Raw genomic sequence first — 21,885 nt, 5'->3', positions numbered from 1 at the left:
TGGCGGGGCTTTTTTGGTTTCGAAGACACGTGGAATGTGGCTGAGTTGCGCCATCAGCCGGTGTGATAGGCTCGGTTGGCGCGCATGAAAAACATGGGGTGAACTTAGGTCGGATTATGGGCCGGGGTGAGCGTTTCGCGCCATACCATGTAAAGACCTGACCCGAGAATGAGAGCAATGCCGGCCCATGTGCTACCATCGGGCCAGGTGTTGAAAAAAGTGATCCCCCAGAAGATCGCCATAGGCATGGAGATATACTCCATCGGGGCGACAAAGGCAGCCTCGCCCAGACGGAAGGCCTGAGAAATCAGGAAGCTGCCCATCATCCCGGTCGACCCTAGCAAGACGAATGTCAGGTAATCGGCTGGATCAACTGTGGTCCATGCGCGAAACAGCAGTTCTAACGCCGGGATGCTGGAGGCGGCCATGCGGCCATCACCTAACGATAGCCCCACCAGACTGGCGACCAGAACAAGGGACAGCTGGGTGTAGATTGCCATGGTGGCCGCGCTTTCAGTTTGACCGATCCGGCGGGCGATGATGTGCATGCAGGAATACAGTGTGGCGGCAAAGATCGGAAAGATCGAGGCAATCTGAAACGCCGAGGTGCCGGGGCGAATGATGACCAACACGCCAATCAGGCCAATGATCACGGCTGCCCAACGACGGGGGCCAACAGTTTCGCGCAGGATAAAGACTGACAACAAGGTGATGATCAGGGGCGAGACAAAGAAGATCGCTACGGCATCTGCGATGGGCAGAGCCCAAAGGCCAAGAAAGAGGAACGTATTCGCCAACACCGCGCACATCCCGCGCAGGGCCAATGCGCGCGGGCGTTTGGTGCGAAACACCCGTAATCCACCGTTAAAGGGCATGACGATTATGAAAAAGGTGAGCGTGCCGATGCAGGCACGGATCAATACGACTTGATGTAGGGCGTAGTTATCCGAGAGTTGCTTGATCCACAGGTCATTGAGTGAAAAGCAAAAGACGGCGGCCATGCCGAACAAGGCGCCTAGCAGATTTGCGCGTCGGAGGGCTGCGGTCATCCCTGTGCTACGGCACTGCGCACCGCACGTTCCAGAGCGTTCAGAAATCGCGAACGGTCGGCCTTACTGAATGGTTTGCCACCGCCACCTTGTCGGAAAGGGTCGGCCGCGCGCAGATCTGTCATCAGATCCCGCATCGCCAATTGTTGTCCTATATTTCCGGGGGTGAAGGCATCACCATTGTGGCGCAGGACCTGCGCTCCGTTTTCAATGCAGCGCGCCGCCAGAGGGATGTCTCCGGTGATGACAACGTCGCCTTTGCCTGCGCGATCGGCGATCCACATGTCGGCAATATCAGGTCCGTCAGGCACAATCACATTTTCCACCAGAGGATTGGGTGAAGGGCGCAATCCGCCGTTTGAGACGACAAACATCTTTAGATTATGGCGTGTGCCAACCCGTTCGACTTCGGCCCGGACAGGGCAGGCATCTGCATCGACATAGATCATGCTGCCCCCTTTTGTGGCTATTTCTTCTTTTTCTTGGCGTCGCGTTTGACCTTGTATTCCTCGGGGATCGGCATGCGGTTAAAGGCATCCAAGCCAGCGATTTTATAGGCCTCGGCCAAAGTTGGGTAGTTGAAGGTGTTCTGGACGAAGTAATCAACCGTACCTTTGAGGTTCAGCACGGCTTGTGCGATGTGAATCAGTTCAGTTGCGCCTTCGCCCACAATCTGCACGCCCAATACGCGGCGGGTTTTCAGGCTGAACAGCATTTTCAGCATACCATGTTCTAACCCCATGATGTGCCCGCGCGATGTTTCGCGGAACCGCGCAATACCAACTTCATAGGGGATGCCGCGCTCTTGTGCCTCTTCCTCGGACATGCCGCAGGTTGAGATTTCAGGCACCGAATAGATCCCATAAGGGAACCAGGCGCTTTCGGGCAGGGTGGGAGTGTCAAGCGCATGGCACGCCGCGATCCGGCCTTGTTGCAGAGAGGTTGAGGCCAATGAGGGGTGGCCGATCACGTCACCGGCAGCATAGATATGCGGCACATTGGTTTGGTATGTTTTGCGGTCGACTTCTATCCGGCCACGGTGGTCGGTTTCCAAGCCGGCAGCAGCGGTGTTCAATTTTGCTGTAGCCCCCATACGTCCAGCTGCAAAGAGCAGCATCTCAGACCGGATGTGGCGGCCATTGGCCAATGTGACTTCGACATGCTCGCCAGCATCTTCGATACTGTTGATGGCAGAGCCCAAACGTAGATCAACACCGTTTTCACGGGTTTGATGGGTGAATTCCTGAATGATCGTGCGGTCGATGAAATCAAGGAAACTATCGCGCGGCTCGATCAGGGTGACGCGTACGTCTAGCGCTGAAAACATTGTAGCGTATTCAACACCAATGACGCCTGCACCAACCACGATCAGGCTGCGCGGAATACGTGCGAGTTCAAGAAACTCGTCGCTGTCTACGATTGTGGTTCCGTTGAATGGCACGGTGTCAGGGCGATAGGTTTTGGTGCCGGTGGAAATCAGGAACTTATCAGCCGTCAGGGTTGTTGTTTCTCCAGCCTCGGTCGCCACTTCGACTGTGTTAGGGTCAAGAAACTTGGCCATGCCCAGCAGGGTTTCAACGTGGTTACGGTTGAACTGATGCTCTAGCACGTCGACCTCGTAATCGAGGGTTTTGTGCAGGCGCATTTTCAGATCCTGCGCCTCAATGTCGTCTTTAACGCGGTATGATCTGCCGTAAAAACTACGCTCGCGCCAACCGGAAAGGTTCAGCACGGTTTCGCGCAGGGTTTTGGACGGGATGGTGCCGGTATGGACGGACACCCCTCCCAAACGATCCTTGCGGTCAATGACCAACACCCGGCGCTTGAGTTTGCCGGCTTGAATGGCGGCAGAGCGGCCAGCAGGGCCGGAGCCAATAACGATCAGATCATAATGCGACATGGTTTACCCCGTATATAAAGCCTCTGCATGGAAGGTGACGTGGTCTTCCATGAATGTGGACACAAAGAAATAGCTGTGATCATAGCCCGGCTGCAGGCGCAGGTTGGCTTGTTGGCGGCGTGCGGCGGTGGCTTCAAACAGGCTTTCGGTTTTTAACAGGTCGCCGAACTGGTCGTTGGTGCCAGTGTCGGTCAGGATTGGGCCGTCAAATCCTTTTTCGCGCATCAACAATGAGGCGTCATGTGCTGTCCATTTGCTCTCGTCGTCGCCAAGATAGGCTGAGAGCTGTTTGCGGCCCCAGTCGCTGGCAGTGGGGTTGCAGATTGGAGAAAACGCCGAAACCGATTTGTAACGTCCGGGCAGGTTCATCGCCAGCGTCAGCGCGCCGTGACCGCCCATGGAGTGGCCGGTGATGGCTTGACGGTCAGCATCGATGGCAAATTCGGATGTGATCAGATTTGGCAGTTCCTCGGCGACATAGTCCCACATGCGGAAATGCGGCGCCCAAGGGTTTTGCGTTGCATTGACGTAGAACCCGGCACCTTGGCCCAAATCGTATGCCTCATCATTGGCCGCACCGTCGCCGCGTGGGGAGGTGTCAGGGAACACCAATGCGATGCCTTGCTCAGCCGCCCAGGCTTGCGCGCCAGCTTTGGTCATAGCGTTTTCATGGGTGCAGGTCAGACCTGAAAGATACCATAGCACTGGCACCGGGCCGTCCTTAGCCTCGGCTGGCAAAAATAGGCCAAAAGTCATGTCGCAGCTGCAGGCCTCTGAAGTGTGGCTATAGACTCCTTGAACACCGCCAAAGCAGGCATTTTCCGAGACGATTTTCATGGTGAGACTTCCCTTGGGTTAATGTGTTCTGAGCACAGTCAGCATTTTAAGGGGGCTGTGACAACCCCTGTTGGTGCTGGCTATTCTCAATTCATTTGCGTTACCCAACCGATTACCAGCGACACGGTGAGCAAAGCAAGTGTCGTTGATATAAGGATTGAGGCGGACACCCGTTGCGGGGCGACGCCGTAGTGTTGCGCCAGAATGTAAACGTTCCCGGCTACAGGTAGCGCGGCGGCGGCGATCATGACTGCAGCAGCATAAGGATCCACCTTGAAGAGAGCGATGGCGGTGATGGCAACTGCAAGAGGATGCAGGACGAGTTTGCATAGCGATAGCCATCCCGCCACAAAGGGGCGTTCGGCAGCTTTTGTGGCCAGTGAAGCCCCGATTGCGAACAGTGCACAAGGCGTCGCCGCATTGCCAAGAATGGCAAGAAAATTGTTCATTGGTGCCGGAATCGGCAAGCGCAGACCTGACCAGATCAGTCCAAGGCTGATGGAGACGATCATCGGGTTTTTCAGCAGGCCCATTGCCACGCTACCAAGAATGCCGATGGACATCCTGCCATCACGCGACCCCGTGATTAGGATCACGATGAGTGAGCCGAATACGATCAGGTCGACGGCGAGAACCAGCATGACCGGGCCAATCGCCTGGGTTCCCAGCAATAGCGTTAGCATCGGTACACCGAGGAAACCCACATTCCCAATCACGGCGCATTGCGCCTCGACCGCGGTTTCCTCGATGTTCATGCCACGTAGCATCGCAATGACACTGGCCAAGATATAGACAAATGCCGAACCGCACAGATAGGCGAGCACAAAGTTCAGATCGAACAGTTCGGCCAGTGACAGGTTCGCGGCAAAGCGAAACAACATGGCCGACAACGCGAAGTAAAACACAAATTTGGTCAGATAGGCGGTGGCCTCTGCATTGAAAAAGCCACTGCGCCCGGCCCCAAAGCCGAGTCCGATCATTAGGAAAAACGGTAGAGTCTGAAAAAATACGTCTTGCATTCATGTGCTGTTAACATGCGGGGAGGTAAACACAAATGATAAACCTTTGCACAATTTCTGCGTTTGCATCTGTGGCGTGGCAAGGGTAGCAAAGAGGATATGGCAAAATCACGCAAGTCAAAGAAATCCCGCAAAATACCCCGTATCAACCCGATACGGTTTTTGCGGCGCTGGGGTTTGCGATTTGCCACCCTTATCGTGGTTGTGATTGTCGGCGTTGTGGTGGCGCATCGTTGGATGATGCCGCCTGAAACCTATTACATGGGACAAGAAGAACACCGGCTTGGCAAGATTTCATATCGCTGGGTGAGCATCGATGAAGTGGCCCCCGTGATGGCGCGGTCGATTGTGGCGGCCGAGGATGCCAACTTCTGTAATCACTGGGGTTTTGACATGAATGCCATCCGCGATGCGATTGAGGATGGTGGCGGGCGTGGTGCGTCGACCCTGTCGCAGCAGACGGTCAAGAATACTTATCTGTGGCACGGGCGTAGCTGGCTGCGTAAGGCGCTTGAAGCACTGATGACGCCGTTGGTTGAGCTGGCCTGGGACAAGCGGCGTATTGTTGAGGTATACATGAATGTTGCGGAATTTGATGAGGGCGTGTTCGGCGTTGGCGCCGCGTCGCGTCATTACTTTGATGTTGCGCCCTCGAAATTGACGGCACGCCATGCGGCGCTGCTGGCGGCGGTTTTACCTGACCCAAAGGGGCGTTCTGCCAAAAATCCCAGTGCCTGGATGAAGAAACGGGCCTCATCTATCATGGACGGGGCAGCAACAATTGACCGGGATGGCCGGGCTGATTGTTTCGAGGATTGAAAAACTCCATCATTCCGGGCATTGAGGATGAAACCCATTCTTTCTAGAGATTGTCATGGCCAAGCTGTTCCACGTTCCCCTGTCCCCGTTTTGTCGCAAAGTTCGCCTGTCACTGGCGGAAAAGCGTATTGAATGCGAGCTGACCGAGGAACGGTATTGGGAACAGGACCCGGATTTTCTGCGCCGCAATCCGGCAGGCAAGGTACCTGTGCTGAAAATTGACGGTATGGTGATGGCCGAAAGCAGCGCCATTTGTGAATATCTGGAGGAGGCTTACCCCGAGCCGCAATTGATGCCCAACGACCCCAAGCAACGCTTTGAAGTCCGTCGCATGGTAAGCTGGTTCGATGACAAGTTTCACCACGAGGTGACCTCAAAGTTGGTTTATGAGCGGGTAAACAAAAAGGTGATGAAACGGGGCTTTCCTGACAGTACCAATGTCAAAGCCGGTGCTAAGGCGATCAAATATCACCTTGATTACATGGCCTGGCTTCTGGATCGCCGGCGCTGGCTGGCCGGCGATGTGATGACATTGGCCGATTTCGCCGCCGCCGCGCACCTGAGTTCGCTAGACTATATCAGTGACGTTGATTGGAACCGTTCGGATGTGGTCAAAGACTGGTACGCCAAGATCAAATCTCGCCCGGCCTTTCGCAGAATTCTGACCGACCAAGTGCCGGGCTTCCCACCGCCTGCGCATTACGCAGATCTGGATTTTTAGAGCTCACATCCTCACGTGGAACATTACGATCTGCGTTACCTTTGCATGAGATTACCGCGGGTCTTGACTCGTATTATCACGATGGAAACTACAGCAGCACGGGAACTTAGACCATCTGATCACAATGATGTAGGCCTGCCTTTCATGGCAGTGCGTTTCTCGTTAGAAATAGCAGAGCTGATGAAGCCGAACCTGCCGAAAACCCTGCGTGTCCGGCATTGCACAGATGAGAAGCTGACGATGCCGTTTCTACGTTATAGCCTTACTAAACCGCGAGCCGATGCGCTTAAGCATTGCCTGACCCGGTTAAGTGAGGGGTTTCATAGGCGAGCCTTCGGATGATGAGGCGGTCAGTTTTTGTTGCGGCCGTCGCTGTCCTTCTGTCACTGCTTGTGCACGGCTTGGGGTTGAACTTCACAACCCCGGAATTGCAGCAACAATCAGTGGAAAACGGCGCATCTGACCTGGCTGATGTTGGCGGTTCATTTGAAGATTTTGCTGAAGCAGCAACTGTGACGAAACCAGAGGCAGTCCAGACGCCTGATCCACCAAGTGTGACGCCACCAGAACCAGTCATCGAGGAAGCGCCGACCTCGCAAGCGTTGGTAGCATCTGACAATCCTCAGGACGTGATGGCGCCTGACACGGGCACAGGAGAGGCGACTAAACCGGATGTTATAGAGCCATCTGAGAGTGAAACCTCAGCAGATGATTCCGCAGGGCCGTCAGGTGGTGAAGATGACACGAATTCGGATGTAGCAGCATTGCAACCCGATGAGATAGATAATGTGACCGAGGTACCTGAAGGAACCGCAGATGGCAGCATTGCCCCTGCAGAGGCGCTAACCAGCGAGGCGGTGAGTGAGCCATCACCTACCCCGGAAACACCTGATGAGCAGGAAGTATTGGAACCTGTGCTGCCTGAGGTCACCGTTGCATCCGCGCCTGATGATCCTGAAACTCTAGCGACAGAAGACGCTGATATTCTTTCAAAATCAGCCGTTAAAACGTCGGTACGACCGCCAAAGGCACGGCCGTTAGGCGCCGCGTTGGGCCAATCTGGGGGTGCGCAGAAATCGGGTTCGGTTGGCGTTATAGAATCGCCGCTGGCTGCGTACAAACGCGGCGGTGCCGATCCGTTTGCTGGTCGCCGTAGTGGCCAATCTCAGGGCACCGGTTTTAGCGGCTCTCGAAATTCTGGAAATGCAAGTATAACCAACTATGCCGGCCGGGTGCTGATGCAGTTAAATCGCTCTCCGATCCTATATGCCAGTTCTCAAGGGACGGCACAGGTGTCTTTTGAGATCAATCCAGACGGAACATTGGCCTGGGTCAGAGTTCTTCGTAGTACAGGATCACCAGATATAGACCGTGCAGCCAGTGCACAGGTGCGAAGCGCTGCTCCATTCCCTCCTCCTCCAGGAGGTGCGAGTAAAAGAATGTCGTTTGTATATCGGAACCGGCGATAGCATGAATTGGTCAGCACATTTCACAATACCGGTTTCAATAGCTCAGCCTGCCGAGATTGACATGTTATACCGACTGGGATTGGTGATGAGACCGAATTTGAAAACTAGAATACACACTTTCCAAGTGAGCAGACGCTGCTTTGACATAAAAGGAAGAAAAATGAAGATGATCCGACTGGTCGCCGGGGCGATCATTGCCAGCCTCACGTTCACCGCAGAAACTGTGGCACAATCCAATGAACTGAGTGCGGCTGTTTCGATTGAATTGAATGCAGTTAAATCCAAGGCTGAAAGCTGTACTTTGTCTTTCTTAGTGCTGAATGGTCATGCCGTACAGATCGAGAAAGCGGTGTATGAAACCGTTTTGTTTGACAAAGATGGGCAGGTGGATCGCCTGACTTTATTTGATTTTGGCACCTTGCCAGCTCAACGACCCCGGGTGCGGCAATTTACTGTTTCGGGTATTTCATGCGAAGGGTTGAGCAAGGTCCTGATCAATGGCGCACATACATGTGAAGCGGCACAATTGACCGACACTGCATGCGAGGACGGTTTGGTTTTGCGCACACGTACTAAGATTGAGGTGATAGGATGAACCAAATTATTGAAAGCCTGCGCTATACGGTCGATCTTGGCGGCCCGGTGGTCATGATCCTTCTTCTTGTTTCGATCATTACGTTGGCAACCATATTATACAAGTTATGGCAGTTTTCTACTGCTGGCGTGGGGCGGCACCGGGCATTGAAGGATTCTGTTGCCGCTTGGGACAGAGGTGACCGTAGCACTGCGGCCCACGCATTGAATGCATCCACGAGCTATCTTGCGCCGGTCATGGAAATGGCTTTTTCCGCAGGGCCGGAAGACCTTAAACGGCTAGAAGCCGAAGCCGAAGTGCGTTTTGCCCGTCTGGAAAGTGGCTTTCGTCTCTTGGACAGCGTGGCGCAACTTGCGCCTCTTTTAGGTCTATTTGGTACGGTTCTGGGCATGATCGAAGCATTTCAATCTTTGCAAGAGGCCGGATCGCAAGTTGATCCTTCGCTTCTGGCAGGCGGAATCTGGGTGGCGCTATTAACCACCGCTGTGGGTCTTGCGGTGGCAATGCCTACAGCGATGGTCCTCAGCTGGTTCGAAGGACGAATGGACGCCGAACGAGTGACCGCAGAACGAGCGATTGCATCGATTTTACGCCCACAGAGCGGGCATAATGCCAATAGTACAGTCGCAGCGGACCCTGCCCATGCGTAAACAAACACGGCGTCGGCGGTTGACGATGACGTCGTTGATCGACGTCATTTTCCTCTTGCTCTTGTTTTTCATGCTGTCTTCGACGTTCTCCAAGTTTGCCGAGGTGGAGCTGTCCACCGCCAACGCTGACGGTAGCAAGAGCAGTGATGTCAAAAAAAGCTTTCTTCAACTGGGCGAAGAGACTTTGCGCGTGAACGGTCAGGATATAGCTTTGGAAGCGCTGCCTGGCACATTTTCGGAGATTTCACCTGATGTTGAAACCGTCCCAGTGATCGTTAGCTTGCAGGACGATGTGACGGCACAAAGGTTAACTGACGTTCTTGTCGTTTTGCGCGGTATCGACCGGTTACGTATCAACGTGTTGGGGTCGTAATGCGCAAGCGAAGACAAAGAACGCGGATTGAGCCGACAATTGCATTGATCAATATCGTCTTTTTGATGTTGGTATTTTTCATGGTCGCGGGCACGCTGTCCCAGCCTTTGGATAAAGATGTCAAACTTGTGCGCACATCTGATCTGGAAGGGCGTGCGCCGCCTGACACGCTTGTCGTGCATTCAGACGGCAGGCTTGTATATCGGGGTGAAACCGTCACCTCGGCGCAGGCATTCTATGCCGCGCGCCCTCAGGATGAACGCGATGTGGTGCGGGTTGTACCGGATGAAGCGTTGTCCGCCATTACTTTGGTAAACTTGGCAAAAGAACTTCGTGCAGAAGGCGCTACCCGAGTGATGATAGTTACGCAAAGAGGGATAGAGTGATCGTGGGACTTCATGATGTCAGCCCAGTGATGCGGCCTGCTGGCATGTGATCTTGCGGTTTTTGAAACGGTTATTTCAGGCGTATTTTTTACTGTGCCATATAGCGCAAGAGCAGAATCCTTTGGTTAGAGATTTACTTTTGAATTGACGCGTGTGCTGTATCCGTATGTCCAGTGTGAATTAGGTTCGAGATCGGCAGCCATGATACGAATGACCTCAATTCAGTCTGGGCCAACCTGTACAGAACATAGATTGCACAAATGCTTGCTAGACCGCTGGCGTATGCCGTCTCGACGACATTTCCAGTCTTTCCGATTGCGACTAAAACAGTAAGCGCAATAATGAAGGTTATCAAAGAGGATGCCGCAAAAACGCCCGTCACCCAAATCGCGATTTTTCTAACCATATGCACACCAACACTCGTTTGATCGACCACATAATGTAACCACTTCTGGCTGCAACTGTTTTCTGATCTACCTTCCGTCATGTCAGCAAGACGTTAGGGAAAAGTAACTGAAGATCAGATTTTCAGACATAGCGGAGCTAACCAGATTGGTTTGTAGTGTGGTTCAATGTCATTGAACCATGATATGACACGCGTTGATGACGGATAAGTGACAGATGCTCAGGTTTAACTGATCACATGTATGGTGCTGAATTTAGGGAGAAGTTAAGTCGAACAATCTGTGTTGGTGTTCTGGATGCGCAACCGCCATGATGCCGATCGATCCAGTCAAAACACTAAATCAAACGAGTTTTTGGCCCAAAGACTGTACTTTGGCGAGGTGTCGGGTCTTTCATTAATCATAACAAACGGCTATCACTGGTATATAAGGGACTGCCTTTGGAGCAGACTGACAGGGATAGTGATGCAGATAGGCCGAGCAAATCGGATCATGCGGCATCACAGGGCTGCCAGAAATGGTGTGTGACGGATATAGAATATTATCAGTCGCTATTTGCTTTGTTGCTGTCATCTGGGTAAGAGGCTGCACAAGCGGAATCGGATGCAGGGAACAGTAGCGAATTGATGCAAACTTTCACTTTGAAACGCGGGCTTGAGCTACCGGTTACCGGCGCGCCTGCACAGGATATTAATTCGGGTCCAGAGTGCCGACATGTCGGTGTTTTGGGCGCGGATTATTTGGGCCTTAAGCCACGGATGTTGGTGCAAGAAGGCGACGACGTTAAACGCGGAACACCGCTGTTTTGTCACAAGGATGCAGAAGAGGCGATGATGGTCGCCCCGATGTCGGGTAAGGTGGTTGCGATCAACCGCGGCGCGCGTCGGGTGCTGCAAAGCGTTGTGATCGAGGTGGGCGATGCCGATGATACGGGCGTAAGCTTTGCTGAGGTGGGCGATGCAGACAGCCGCGAAGGTGTGACCGCCAAACTGTGTGCCGCTGGTTTGTGGACCTCGTTCCGCACGCGGCCTTATTCCAAGCTGCCTGCGCCGGGGTCTGTTCCGTCATCGATTTTCGTGACTGCGATGGACAGCGAGCCACTGTCCCCGGATGCAGGTCCGATCATTGCGGAGGCTTCTGAAGACTTCGCGGCGGGTGTGAAGGCGATTTCAAACCTGACTGATGGGACAACTTATGTCTGTCATGATGCTGGGGCCTCAGTTCCCGGTGGCGATCTTTCGGGTGTTGAAGTCGCGTCATTCTCAGGACCGCATCCTGCTGGTCTGGCTGGCACGCATATTCACTTTCTCGCGCCTCCCAAGGGAAACGAGGAGGTTTGGACCATTGGATATCAGGATGTGATTGCCATTGGTCGTCTGATGCAGACCGGTCATCTGGACCCAAGCGTTGTTGTGGCGATCTGTGGCCCTGAGGCCAGCAATCCACGTCTGGTGCGGACCGTCATGGGCGCATCAACCGAGGAACTGACCGCGGGTGAGGGTGCTGATGCCACGTCACGGGTGATTTCCGGATCAATCCTGAGCGGTCGTGCCGCATCTGGGCCAGAGGCCTATTTGGGCCGTTTTGCGCGTCAGGTTACGATCATTCGCGAAGATGCGGATCAGATCACATTGGGCTGGATCCTTCCGATGCCATCGAAGTATTCGGTGCAGCCGGTTCTGGGCTCGGCCTTTTCCAAAAAGCTTTATGCGCTAACCAGCAACCTGAATGGCGGTCGTCGTGCGATGGTGCCGACGGGCGTGTTTGAGGAGCTGATGCCGCAGGATTACCTGCCGACGCAGCTACTGCGGGCGCTTTTGGTGATGGACACGGATACAGCACAGGCGCTGGGTGCGCTGGAGCTGGACGAAGAGGATCTGGGGCTTGTCGGTTTTGCTTGCCCTGCGAAATATGAATATGGGATGGCGCTGCGCGATTGTCTCTCCAAGATCGAGAAGGAGGGCTAAGGCATGGGTTTGCGCAGCTTCTTTGACCGGATCGAGCCGAACTTTACCAAAGGTGGCAAATACGAGAAGTATTTCCCCATCTATGAGATGGTTGAAAGCTTCATCTATACACCTAAAACCGTAACCACGGCGGCGCCACATGCGCGGTCTTATGTGGATATGAAACGGATCATGACTTATGTCGTGATCGCCACTATTCCTTGTATCCTATTCGGGATGTGGAACACCGGCTATCAGGCCAACTCGGCCATTGCGGCCTTGGGCCCTGACGCGGCAACCGGATGGCGCATTGGTATCTTGCAGGCCTTTGGCATCTCGCAAGATCCCAGCAGCTGGTTCGCTAACTTCTCACACGGTTTTTTGTATTTCCTGCCTATTTACCTGACGACATTGATTGTTGGTGGTATTTGGGAAGTGCTGTTTGCCACCATCCGTGGGCATGAGGTGAACGAAGGTTTCCTTGTGACATCCATGCTTTACACGCTGATCATGCCTGCGACTGCGCCCTTGTGGCAGGTTGCGCTTGGTATTTCCTTTGGTGTTGTGATTGGCAAAGAGGTCTTTGGCGGCACCGGCAAGAACTTTCTCAACCCTGCACTTGTAGGGCGGGCCTTCCTGTATTTTGCTTATCCGGCCAACATGTCCGGCGATTCAATATGGACACCGGTTGACGGGTTTTCAGGCGCGACTGCGCTGTCTGTATCGGCATCAGAGGGTTATCAACAACTGGCCGCGAATGGCGTCACATGGTGGAATTCGTTCTTCGGCACCATTCAGGGCAGCTTTGGTGAGACCTCGACACTGGCCTGCTTGATTGGCCTAGCCTTCTTGCTGACCACGCGGATCGCCAACTATCGCCTGATCCTTGGTTGTTTAGCGGGAACCATAGGTTTCAGCTTGTTGCTGAACCTGATCGGATCTGACACCAATCCGATGTTTGCGATGCCGTTCTACTGGCACATCGTTGTCGGCGGTTATGCCTTTGGTATGGTCTTCATGGTGACCGAGCCTGTGTCTGCCAGCCACACCAACTTGGGGCGTTACATTTATGGTGCGCTGATCGGTGTCATGGTTGTGCTTATCCGCGTGATCAACCCGGCTTTCCCAGAAGGGATGATGCTGGCGATCTTGTTCGGGAACGTCTTTGCGCCGCTGATCGACTACTTCGTCGTCCAGGCTAATATAAAACGGAGGGCGCGCCGCCATGTCTGATCAACAAAATCAGGGGCCAATCGCCCGTTTCCTTGCGGCTTCACCGGACTCGGTTGGTAAGACCATTATCGTAGCAGTGACTTTGTGCCTGTTTGCCTCGATGGTGGTGAGCCTTGCGGCGGTGTCTTTGCGCCCGGTTCAGGAAGCCAACAAACTGCGCGATAAGCAGGTCAACATTCTGCAGGTGGCGGGTGTCTATGAAGATGGTATCGATGTGGGTGAAGCTTTCGCCGCGTTTGAGCCACAAGTGCTGGAACTTGAAACCGGTGAATTCACTGACAAGTTCGACGCAACCAGCTTTGACGATCTGGCCGCTGCCAGTGACGTTGACCTAAGCAGCGCTCTTGCCGATGATCCGGCGGGCATCGGCCGCAAATCCCATTACCGTGTGATCTACCTGCTGAAAGATGAAGCCGGTGCTTTGGACAAGGTGATCTTGCCGGTGCACGGTTATGGTTTGTGGTCGACGCTTTATGGTTTCATTGCAGTTGAGGAAAACGGCAACGACATCTTTGGTCTGCAGTTTTATCAGCATGGTGAAACACCGGGCCTTGGGGCCGAAGTGGACAACCCACGCTGGAAGTCATTGTGGAGCGGTAAGAAACTGCACGATGATGCCGGTGATTTGCAAATCACAGTAGCTAAATCACAGACCGCGGCAGGCGCTGATCACCATATCGACGCACTGGCGGGGGCGACACTGACCAGTGTTGGTGTTGATAACCTCGTTAAGTTCTGGATGGGTGACGAAGGCTACGCCAAGTTCTTGACCAAACTGCAAGCAGGAGAGATCTGATGTCCCAGACAAGAAGAGAGATGCTGGTCGATCCACTGGTCGACAATAACCCGATCACCTTGCAGGTTCTGGGCATTTGTTCGGCACTGGCGGTGACGTCGTCGCTGCAGGTGGCCTTTGTGATGACGCTGGCGGTGACTTTTGTGACGGCTTTTGCGTCGATGTTTATCTCGATGCTGCGCAACCAGATCCCGGGTTCCATTCGGATCATCGTGCAGATGGTGATCATCGCGTCATTGGTGATTTTGGTTGACCAGATCCTCAAGGCCTATGCCTTCCAGATCTCAAAGACCCTGTCGGTTTTTGTTGGTCTGATCATCACCAACTGTATCGTGATGGGCCGAGCCGAAGCGTTTGCTATGAAGAACCCACCAGTGGCGTCGTTCATTGACGGGATCGGCAACGGTCTGGGCTATGGCCTGATTCTGATGCTGGTTGGTTTTATCCGCGAACTGTTTGGCGCAGGCTCGCTGTTTGGGATCACTATTCTGGAAACCGTGAACAACGGTGGCTGGTATGTGCCTAACGGTATGCTGCTGCTGCCGCCATCGGCCTTCTTCATCATTGGTCTTTTGATCTGGGGCTTCCGCACATGGAAACCGGCGCAGGTCGAAGATCGCGAATATAAAATTCAGACGGTGGAGGCACACTGATGGAAGGTCTTCTTTCACTGGCCGTAAAGGCCGTCTTTGTTGAAAATCTGGCGCTGAGCTTTTTCCTTGGGATGTGTACGTTCATCGCGGTTTCCAAGAAAATCTCGACCGCTTTGGGATTGGGTATTTCTGTGATGGTGGTGCAGGCCATCACAGTGCCGACCAATAACCTGTTGCTGACCTATCTGCTAAAGCCCGGTGCTTTGGCCTGGGCCGGGTTCCCTGATGTTGATCTGACCTTCCTGGGCCTGATTTCCTACATCGGTGTGATCGCGGCGATGGTGCAGATCCTTGAGATGATCTTGGATAAGTACTTCCCACCGCTTTACAACGCGCTGGGGATCTTCTTGCCGTTGATTACGGTGAACTGTGCCATTCTTGGTGGTTCACTGTTCATGGTGGAGCGCGATTACAACTTTGCCGAAGCGACCACTTACGGCCTGTCGTCAGGGTTTGGTTGGGCGCTGGCAATCACTGCGATGGCCGGTGTACGCGAGAAGCTGAAGTATTCGGATGTGCCGGATGGCCTGCAGGGCCTTGGTATTACCTTTATCACAGCGGGATTGATGGCCTTGGCCTTCATGTCCTTCTCTGGCGTGAAATTGTAAGGAGGAGCTGAGTTATGGAAACGTTTTCACTTGGTGTTATCCTCTTTACCCTGATCGTTGTAGCGCTGGTCGCGATCATTCTGGCGGCCCGGTCCAAGCTGGTGTCGACTGGCAATGTGAACATCACGATCAACGGCGAGAAAACCATCTCGGTCCCCGCTGGTGGCAAGCTGCTGCAAACGCTGGCGGCGGAAAAGCTGTTCGTGCCGTCGGCCTGTGGTGGCGGTGGTACTTGCGCGCAGTGTCGTGTGAAGGTGCATTCCGGTGGCGGGTCAATCCTGCCGACAGAAGAAAGCCACATCACAAAACGCGAGGCATCCTGCGGTGACCGTCTGTCGTGTCAGGTTGCGGTCAAGCAGGACATGAACGTTGAAGTTCCGGAAGAGGTCTTTGGCGTTAAGAAATGGGAATGCACCGTTCGCTCAAACGAGAACGTTGCGACCTTTATCAAGGCGCTGACACTGGACTTGCCCGAAGGCGAAGATGTGAATTTCCGCGCTGGGGGCTACATTCAGATCGAAGCGCCGGTGCACCAGTTGGCCTATACCGATTTCGATGTTGAAGAAGAGTATCGCGAAGACTGGGACAAGTTTAACCTGTGGCAGTATAAGTCAGTGGTGAGCGAGCCCATCGAGCGTGCCTATTCGATGGCCAACTATCCTGATGAGCGTGGCATGATCATGCTGAACGTGCGGGTGGCCTCGCCGCCTCCGGGTTCCGAAGGGATCCCTGCCGGTCAGATGTCATCGTATATCTTCAACCTCAAGCCCGGTGATAAGGTCACGATATCTGGGCCATTTGGTGAGTTTTTTGCCCGCGATACCCAAAAGGAAATGGTCTTCATCGGTGGTGGTGCAGGCATGGCCCCGATGCGCAGCCATATCTTTGACCAACTCAAGCGCCTGCAGAACCGTGATCGCAAGATCAGCTTCTGGTATGGGGCTCGTTCGAAGAAAGAGATGTTCTTTGTCGAAGACTTCGACACGCTGGCTGCAGAGTTCGACAATTTCGACTGGCACGTCGCGCTGAGTGATCCGCAACCGGATGATGATTGGGATGGCTACACAGGCTTCATCCATAACGTTCTGTTCGAGGAATACCTCAAGAACCATCCGGCCCCTGAGGATTGCGAATTCTACATGTGTGGCCCACCGATCATGAACCAATCGGTGATCAACATGCTGGTGGATATGGGTGTTGATCGCGAAGACATCATGCTGGATGATTTCGGCGGATAAGCGGATCAATCATTACGAATAAAAAACACCGGCTCAAAAGGCCGGTGTTTTTCGTTGCGATAGTGCTGCGCGGCGCTAGCCCACAATCATCTGCCGCATGCGCAGGGCTTCGTATTCGACCTCTTTCAGGCGGAAGTTGACGACATCGCCGATGGTGATCATGCCGCACAGGCGGTCGTTCTTGATTACCGGCATGTGGCGGAATTTGCCTTCGGTCATTTTCTTGAGCACATCAGAGAGCAAATCGTCGGGCGAGCAGGTGACAACATTTTTGGTCATCAGCGCGTCAACCTCTTGCGGTAGGGTTTCGCCCGGTGTTTCGGCCATGCGGCGGACGATGTCTCGTTCGGAAATAATGCCCTGCAGCGCGCCGTTTTGATCGGTCACCACCAGCGCACCGATGTGTTTTTCGCTGAGCACCTGAACCACGTGGCTGATATTGTCATTGGCCCGGACCGAGAAGATTGCATCCCCTTTGCCCGAGATCAGCTTGGCCACCGTGGTTTGGGCGTTTGATAAGTTTGACTCAAGCGATTGGCTGTGCGTCTTCTTATCGGCCTTGTCGCCTCGGGATGGAGCTTGGTAAGAGCTGGGTGCCATCTTTAGGTGTCTCCTGTCGGTTATGATCTGTTTTCTCTATCTTATCGTGGGATTGTGATCCCGAAAGGGGTAAAATGTAAAGACTGGTCCATTAGGGCCGTTTCAAAGGACGTTATCATGCTGTCAAACCTCTATCTGACCCCTGTGATAGGCACCATTTTGGTGGTGATTGTCGCGCTAAGCGGTCACCGTTTTCGCAAAGCGTGGAAAGAACAGGGTGAGGGGTGGAAAGCACGCGCCTGGGTTTTTGGCATTCTGGCGATTTCAGGGCTTTGTACTTTGGCCTTTGTGCCGCTCAAGGCATGAGGGCGGTCATGCTGCGTCGGGCATCAATGATGGCACTGTTGTTCCTCACAGCTTGCTGGGGAGAGGATGAACCCGAGGTCTTGCGCCTGACGGGCGAGACGATGGGCACGACCTATAACATCACCGCTATTGGGGATGGGTTGGATGAAGATAGGATTGCCGGCGCAGTGGTCGGCATGTTGAGCCAAGTGAATGCCACCATGTCGAACTGGGACCCTACATCAGAGGTATCCCGGTTTTCTGCCTCCAGATCGACTGCACCTATTGAGCTATCTGCTGAGCTTGCCTCCCTGATGGAGGTTGCCAATACGGTGCATGAGCAAAGCACTGGACGTTTTGATGTCACGCTGGACCCACTGATTTCACTGTGGGGGTTTGGGCCGCGAAAACCGACAGATCCTGTGCCGTCGGAGGAGGAGATAACTCAAGCTTGGCTGCGGGTCGGGCAAGAGCATTTGTTGGTGTCGGACTCTGAATCTCAAACATTGACCAAGCTTGATCCTAATGTGAGTTTGAATTTGGGGGCGATTGCCAAGGGGTATGGGATTGATGCCGTGGCAGGGGCATTGCGCGACCATGAGATTGAAAACTACATGGTTGAGATCGGCGGCGATCTGGTGACAGCAGGTTTGAACCCCAATGGTGCGCCGTGGCGGATCGGGGTCGAGAAACCACAGCTGGGGGCGCAGAGCGTGCAGGTGGTTGTGCCGCTCAGTGGGCAAGCACTGGCGACTTCGGGGGATTATCGCAACTTCTTTGAACACGATGGCCAGCGCTATTCCCACATTATCGACCCGACCACCGGGCGACCGATCACCCATGTCACAACTTCGGTCACGGTGATCGCAGACAATGCCATGCTGGCGGATGCCTGGGCCACGGCAATGTTGGTACTGGGTGCAGAGGCCGGGTTAAAGCTGGCTGAGACACATAAACTTGCTGTGTTCTTTATCAGCAGGGATGTATCTTTGGACGAAGATGCGTATATAACAGCGCAGAGCGGCGCCTTTGATGCGTTGCTGCAAGCCCAGACTGACGACTAACGGAGCCCGCCATGAGTACCTTTATCCTTGCCTTTGTGATCCTTGGGTTGGTGATGGTTGGCATGTCGCTGGGCGTGATGCTGATGGGCAAGACCATCAAAGGCAGCTGCGGCGGGCTGAACGCCATATCTGGCGCGGACAAATGTTTGGTCTGCAAAAAAGACGTCGACCCCAATAGCCCTCTGCATGACAAACTCCAATGTAAACGCGCGCGCAAGATGGTCGAAGATATGGAGCGCGCGGGTTGAGGGTTTTCGGGGCTACAGTTCCGACGGCGTAGGGTGGGTTTTCAACCCACCTTTTTTGTTGTGGAGTGGGGCGGTACCCGAGCCACGGTACACTTTGCTAGGTGTTTAGGAGATTCGTCATATCGCGCCATCTGATATGAACGGGTAAGTCACCGCTTTCAAAGAACGCTTAAAATACTGCGATTACGTCATCGATAAAAAGGACTTCATCAGTTTGCATCTGTAACTGACCACCGCCAAACGCCAGCGTTTGTGGGCCAGTAAAAGGTACCTTGGGTTCTTCAAGATGTGCTCGAAAGTGTTCGTTTGCTTTGCTGGTTCTCTTTTCAAGTACACAACTTACACGCCTTCCAGCGACCTGAACATATGACCATCTTGGGCCGTAAGACTTGCGAAGGAATGTGGTCCATAACTCTTGAGAGTACCAAGAGCTTTCTCGACTTCAGTGAATTCACGGACCCGCGCTGCATGATCACAATTAAAAGGAGCGTTGGGTGTCAATTTTACTATGAAAATGGTGGGTTGGCACCCACCCTACCAATTGATTTGAGGGGGCAGGTGGGCAGAGATTGCCCACCCTACAATTTTGTCTTTACCCTTCCGCGATGTGGGCGGCGGCGGCTTTGATGGCGGCGTGGGTTTGTTCCAGATCGGCCTCGGTGATCGCCAGTGAGGGGTAGGTTTTGCCGGGGGCTTTGAACAGGCCGTGTTCACGCAGGACTTTGTTATAGGCGGCGCCGCGTTGGTTGTTGGATTTCAAAACATCGCGGTAGTCGTTGACGTCGCGCTCAGTAAAGACCACCTCAAACAATGTCCGGTCGCCGACAATCCGGTGGGGGATGTCGTGCGCGTTGAGTTCCGCCGCGGTCATGTCGATGATGCGTTGGCCGCAAGCGCGTAACTTGTCGTATTGCCCGTCACGGCGCAGGATTTCCATGGTTTTCAGTCCCGCAACCGCAGCCACCGGATTGCCCGACAGCGTGCCGAGCTGCATCAACCAGCCTTCTGCGCCAACCTTGGCCTTGTCGAAATGCGCCATGATATCGGCGCGGCCCACAGTGGCGGCCAGAGGGAAACCGCCGCCGATGACTTTGCCTTGGGTGCAGAGGTCGGGTGTCACGCCATAAAGCTCCTGCGCGCCGCCGTAGGAGAAGCGGAAGCCGGTCACGACCTCGTCAAATACCAACACGATGCCGTATTTGTTAGCCTCTTCGCGCAGCAACTCAAGAAACCCCGGCGCGGGGGGAATGATACGTTGCAACGGCTCAACGATGATGCAGGCGACCTGATCACCGTATTCTGCAAGCAGCGAGTGGATATAGTCGAAGTCATTAAAGGGCGCGATCAGCATCTGGTCGCGCACGCTCTCGGGGATGCCGGCGCTGTCAGGCACGGCCATGGGGAAGTTAACCAGCTTTTGCGGTGCAAGGCTCATCTGGGCCTCGGCTGACATGCCGTGATAGCCGCCTTCGAACTTGACCACCAGATCGCGGCCTGTGAAAGCCCGCGCGGCCCGGATGGCGTACATGTCAGCCTCACCGCCAGAGGAGACATAACGCAGTTGTTCACCGCAAGGGGTGGCGCGGATGATTTCCTCGGCCAGTTCAATGGCGGCGGCGTTGTTGGCGAAGAAGGTCATGCCTTTGGGCAGTTGTTCATAGACGGCCTCGAGCACCTCTTCGTTGCCATGGCCCAGCAGCATGGGGCCCGAGCCGATCAGGTAGTCGATGTATTCATTGCCGTCTTCGTCCCAGACGCGGCTGCCTTTACCCTCTTTGATAAAGACGGAGTGGTCAAAGTTACCAAACCCACCTGCGGGCAGGACGTCCTGTGCGCGGATGGCCCATTCGGATTGTGTGCTGATTTTTTGCATTTGAAATCGGTCTCCTAGTCGAGAATGCAGACTGGCGTGCCGAGCACGTCAAGATCAGGGGTGATGCCAAGGCCGGGCCCCTCGGGCGGGGCGATGCGACCGTTATTGCGGGTGGGGGCATCGGGTGCAAGGCGTGGGCCGACGTAATGCGACAGATCGCAGGTATTCATCAGGCCACGTGCGGGCGTTGAGGCGGCCAAGTGTAGCAATGCGGCGGTTGTGATGTCGCTGCCCCAAGTGTCTTCGATACACATCTGGGTGCCGAGGGTGAGGCACAGGTCGCGGGCGCGGCGCATGGTTGACAGCCCACCGAATTTGCTGAGTTTCAGCGCGGCGGCATCCATGCAGCCCTGACGGTGGCCCTCAAGTAGGCTGGGGATGTCATGGGCGTTTTCATCCAGCTTCATCGGCAGGCCGCAGGCATCGCGCACGGCGGCGCATTCATCAATGGTGGCGCAGGGCTGTTCCAGCATGACATCAAGATGGCGCACGGCGCGACCGACGCGGGTGGCGGTCAGGCGGTCCGCGCCGCAGTTCCAGTCGCCGTACACCAGCGGGCCGGGGCCAACCGTCTCGCGCACTTTATGCAGGCGTTCGACATCGTTTTGCCAATTGTTATCTGCGCCGAGCTTGACCTGAAACTGGCGCATGCCGAGGGCATAGGCGTCTTTGGCCTTTTGCGCCATATCATCCGGGGCGACGCAGGTGATGGAATGGTAGAGTGGCATGTCTGCAGCCGCGCGGCCACCGAGCAAGGCGTAGACCGGCAGGCTGGCAGCCTTACCGGTCAGATCCCACAGAGCGGTGTCGATGGCGGATTTGGCATAGCGGTGGCCTTGCAGGTGGGTATTCATGCGCTCGATCAGCGCCTCGGGTCCAACCGGATCTGCGTCCAAAAGAACCGAGGCCATTTCGGTGATCGCGGGTACAACCCCGTCCGCATAGGCGGGCAGGTAGTGCGGGATCGGGCAGACCTCACCCCAACCAGACAGACCAGTATCCGTGTCGAGCCGGACAATGACAGAGGTGGTGGTGTCGCAGGTTTTGCCACCGGCCATGTAGTAGGTTTCATGGCTGGTCAGGGGCATGTGCCACAGGGAGATGCGTGTGATTTTCATG

General features: G+C 54.6%; 25 protein-coding genes. 17 read left to right on the top strand and 8 right to left on the bottom strand.

Annotated features, from left to right (window positions below; all coding sequences use genetic code 11):
- Window positions 1–104: 104 nt before the first annotated feature.
- The 5 genes from D9A02_RS16695 to D9A02_RS16675 form a co-directional block, all read right to left on the bottom strand.
- On the bottom strand, window positions 105–1,049 hold the full coding sequence (locus D9A02_RS16695) for a DMT family transporter (protein ID WP_120502019.1): 945 nt from the start codon (window positions 1,047–1,049) through the stop codon (window positions 105–107).
- Window positions 1,046–1,498 carry a YaiI/YqxD family protein gene (locus tag D9A02_RS16690; RefSeq protein WP_120502018.1) on the bottom strand — a complete coding sequence of 151 codons (453 nt, stop codon included), beginning with the start codon at window positions 1,496–1,498 and terminating at the stop codon, window positions 1,046–1,048. Before D9A02_RS16690 ends, D9A02_RS16695 begins: the two co-directional genes overlap by 4 nt.
- Before the next feature lie 17 nt (window positions 1,499–1,515).
- Window positions 1,516–2,949: a Si-specific NAD(P)(+) transhydrogenase gene (gene sthA, locus D9A02_RS16685; protein ID WP_120502017.1), complete on the bottom strand. Its 1,434-nt coding sequence runs from the start codon at window positions 2,947–2,949 to the stop codon at window positions 1,516–1,518.
- A gap of 3 nt (window positions 2,950–2,952) precedes the next feature.
- Window positions 2,953–3,786 (bottom strand): S-formylglutathione hydrolase, encoded by an 834-nt coding sequence (fghA, locus tag D9A02_RS16680; protein ID WP_120502016.1) that lies wholly within the window; start codon window positions 3,784–3,786, stop codon window positions 2,953–2,955.
- 86 nt (window positions 3,787–3,872) lie between these two features.
- Window positions 3,873–4,805 (bottom strand): AEC family transporter, encoded by a 933-nt coding sequence (locus D9A02_RS16675; protein ID WP_120502015.1) that lies wholly within the window; start codon window positions 4,803–4,805, stop codon window positions 3,873–3,875.
- A 99-nt stretch (window positions 4,806–4,904) separates the two neighbouring features.
- On the opposite strand from D9A02_RS16675, the gene mtgA reads away from it, so the two are divergent.
- The 14 genes from mtgA to nqrF all read left to right on the top strand — a co-directional run bounded on the left by mtgA (window position 4,905) and on the right by nqrF (window position 16,696).
- Window positions 4,905–5,624, top strand: a complete 720-nt coding sequence (gene mtgA, locus D9A02_RS16670) for a monofunctional biosynthetic peptidoglycan transglycosylase (protein ID WP_120502014.1) — start codon at window positions 4,905–4,907, stop codon at window positions 5,622–5,624.
- Window positions 5,625–5,679: 55 nt separating this feature from the next.
- Window positions 5,680–6,345 (top strand): glutathione S-transferase family protein, encoded by a 666-nt coding sequence (locus tag D9A02_RS16665; protein WP_120502013.1) that lies wholly within the window; start codon window positions 5,680–5,682, stop codon window positions 6,343–6,345.
- A 63-nt stretch (window positions 6,346–6,408) separates the two neighbouring features.
- Window positions 6,409–6,687: a hypothetical protein gene (locus D9A02_RS16660; protein WP_162933114.1), complete on the top strand. Its 279-nt coding sequence runs from the start codon at window positions 6,409–6,411 to the stop codon at window positions 6,685–6,687.
- Window positions 6,684–7,814: a cell envelope integrity protein TolA gene (locus D9A02_RS16655; protein ID WP_120502011.1), complete on the top strand. Its 1,131-nt coding sequence runs from the start codon at window positions 6,684–6,686 to the stop codon at window positions 7,812–7,814. Before D9A02_RS16660 ends, D9A02_RS16655 begins: the two co-directional genes overlap by 4 nt.
- A gap of 160 nt (window positions 7,815–7,974) precedes the next feature.
- Window positions 7,975–8,409, top strand: a complete 435-nt coding sequence (locus D9A02_RS16650) for a hypothetical protein (RefSeq protein ID WP_254054658.1) — start codon at window positions 7,975–7,977, stop codon at window positions 8,407–8,409.
- Window positions 8,406–9,059: a MotA/TolQ/ExbB proton channel family protein gene (locus D9A02_RS16645; RefSeq protein ID WP_120502010.1), complete on the top strand. Its 654-nt coding sequence runs from the start codon at window positions 8,406–8,408 to the stop codon at window positions 9,057–9,059. The genes D9A02_RS16650 and D9A02_RS16645 overlap by 4 nt, the downstream gene beginning before the upstream one ends.
- Complete coding sequence (locus D9A02_RS16640) at window positions 9,052–9,432, top strand: biopolymer transporter ExbD (RefSeq protein WP_254054657.1); 381 nt, start codon at window positions 9,052–9,054, stop codon at window positions 9,430–9,432. The genes D9A02_RS16645 and D9A02_RS16640 overlap by 8 nt, the downstream gene beginning before the upstream one ends.
- Window positions 9,432–9,818 carry a biopolymer transporter ExbD gene (locus tag D9A02_RS16635; protein ID WP_120502009.1) on the top strand — a complete coding sequence of 129 codons (387 nt, stop codon included), beginning with the start codon at window positions 9,432–9,434 and terminating at the stop codon, window positions 9,816–9,818. The genes D9A02_RS16640 and D9A02_RS16635 overlap by 1 nt, the downstream gene beginning before the upstream one ends.
- Window positions 9,819–10,848: 1,030 nt before the next feature.
- Window positions 10,849–12,189: a Na(+)-translocating NADH-quinone reductase subunit A gene (locus D9A02_RS16625; protein ID WP_120502007.1), complete on the top strand. Its 1,341-nt coding sequence runs from the start codon at window positions 10,849–10,851 to the stop codon at window positions 12,187–12,189.
- Between the two features lie 3 nt (window positions 12,190–12,192).
- Window positions 12,193–13,401, top strand: a complete 1,209-nt coding sequence (locus D9A02_RS16620) for an NADH:ubiquinone reductase (Na(+)-transporting) subunit B (protein ID WP_120502006.1) — start codon at window positions 12,193–12,195, stop codon at window positions 13,399–13,401.
- On the top strand, window positions 13,394–14,197 hold the full coding sequence (locus D9A02_RS16615) for a Na(+)-translocating NADH-quinone reductase subunit C (RefSeq protein ID WP_120502005.1): 804 nt from the start codon (window positions 13,394–13,396) through the stop codon (window positions 14,195–14,197). Before D9A02_RS16620 ends, D9A02_RS16615 begins: the two co-directional genes overlap by 8 nt.
- Window positions 14,197–14,850 (top strand): NADH:ubiquinone reductase (Na(+)-transporting) subunit D, encoded by a 654-nt coding sequence (locus tag D9A02_RS16610; protein WP_120502004.1) that lies wholly within the window; start codon window positions 14,197–14,199, stop codon window positions 14,848–14,850. Before D9A02_RS16615 ends, D9A02_RS16610 begins: the two co-directional genes overlap by 1 nt.
- Entirely contained in the window at window positions 14,850–15,458 is a 609-nt protein-coding gene (gene nqrE / locus D9A02_RS16605; protein WP_120502003.1) for an NADH:ubiquinone reductase (Na(+)-transporting) subunit E, read from the top strand. Before D9A02_RS16610 ends, nqrE begins: the two co-directional genes overlap by 1 nt.
- Window positions 15,459–15,472: 14 nt before the next feature.
- The gene (gene nqrF / locus D9A02_RS16600) at window positions 15,473–16,696 is read left to right on the top strand and encodes an NADH:ubiquinone reductase (Na(+)-transporting) subunit F (protein ID WP_120502002.1); all 1,224 of its coding nucleotides are present in this window, start codon (window positions 15,473–15,475) and stop codon (window positions 16,694–16,696) included.
- A 75-nt stretch (window positions 16,697–16,771) separates the two neighbouring features.
- On the opposite strand, the gene D9A02_RS16595 is transcribed toward nqrF, so the two are convergent.
- A complete protein-coding gene (locus D9A02_RS16595) occupies window positions 16,772–17,296 on the bottom strand; it encodes a CBS domain-containing protein (protein ID WP_120502001.1) in 525 nt (174 codons plus the stop codon).
- A gap of 117 nt (window positions 17,297–17,413) precedes the next feature.
- Here D9A02_RS16595 and D9A02_RS16590 point away from each other — a divergent pair, with 117 nt between their 5' ends.
- From D9A02_RS16590 to nqrM, 3 genes are read left to right on the top strand one after another with little or no spacing between them, the layout of a single operon-like run.
- Window positions 17,414–17,602, top strand: a complete 189-nt coding sequence (locus tag D9A02_RS16590) for a hypothetical protein (RefSeq protein ID WP_254054656.1) — start codon at window positions 17,414–17,416, stop codon at window positions 17,600–17,602.
- Window positions 17,603–17,610: 8 nt separating this feature from the next.
- The gene (locus D9A02_RS16585; RefSeq protein WP_254054655.1) at window positions 17,611–18,645 is read left to right on the top strand and encodes an FAD:protein FMN transferase; all 1,035 of its coding nucleotides are present in this window, start codon (window positions 17,611–17,613) and stop codon (window positions 18,643–18,645) included.
- Between the two features lie 11 nt (window positions 18,646–18,656).
- Window positions 18,657–18,893 (top strand): (Na+)-NQR maturation NqrM, encoded by a 237-nt coding sequence (gene nqrM, locus D9A02_RS16580; protein ID WP_120501999.1) that lies wholly within the window; start codon window positions 18,657–18,659, stop codon window positions 18,891–18,893.
- 592 nt (window positions 18,894–19,485) lie between these two features.
- Here the strand turns inward: nqrM and D9A02_RS16575 are convergent.
- Together D9A02_RS16575 and D9A02_RS16570 are read right to left on the bottom strand one after the other, a co-directional pair.
- Window positions 19,486–20,766 (bottom strand): aspartate aminotransferase family protein, encoded by a 1,281-nt coding sequence (locus tag D9A02_RS16575; protein ID WP_120501998.1) that lies wholly within the window; start codon window positions 20,764–20,766, stop codon window positions 19,486–19,488.
- 14 nt (window positions 20,767–20,780) lie between these two features.
- Window positions 20,781–21,884, bottom strand: coding sequence for a mandelate racemase/muconate lactonizing enzyme family protein (locus D9A02_RS16570; RefSeq protein ID WP_120501997.1), 1,104 nt, complete (start codon window positions 21,882–21,884; stop codon window positions 20,781–20,783).
- Window position 21,885 lies beyond the last annotated feature (1 nt).

The sequence above is a fragment of the Roseovarius sp. EL26 genome, from assembly GCF_900327775.1.
Lineage (GTDB): Bacteria > Pseudomonadota > Alphaproteobacteria > Rhodobacterales > Rhodobacteraceae > Roseovarius.
The sequence above is the reverse complement of the archived record's forward strand: the minus strand, read 5'-3'. Positions and strand labels throughout refer to the sequence as shown.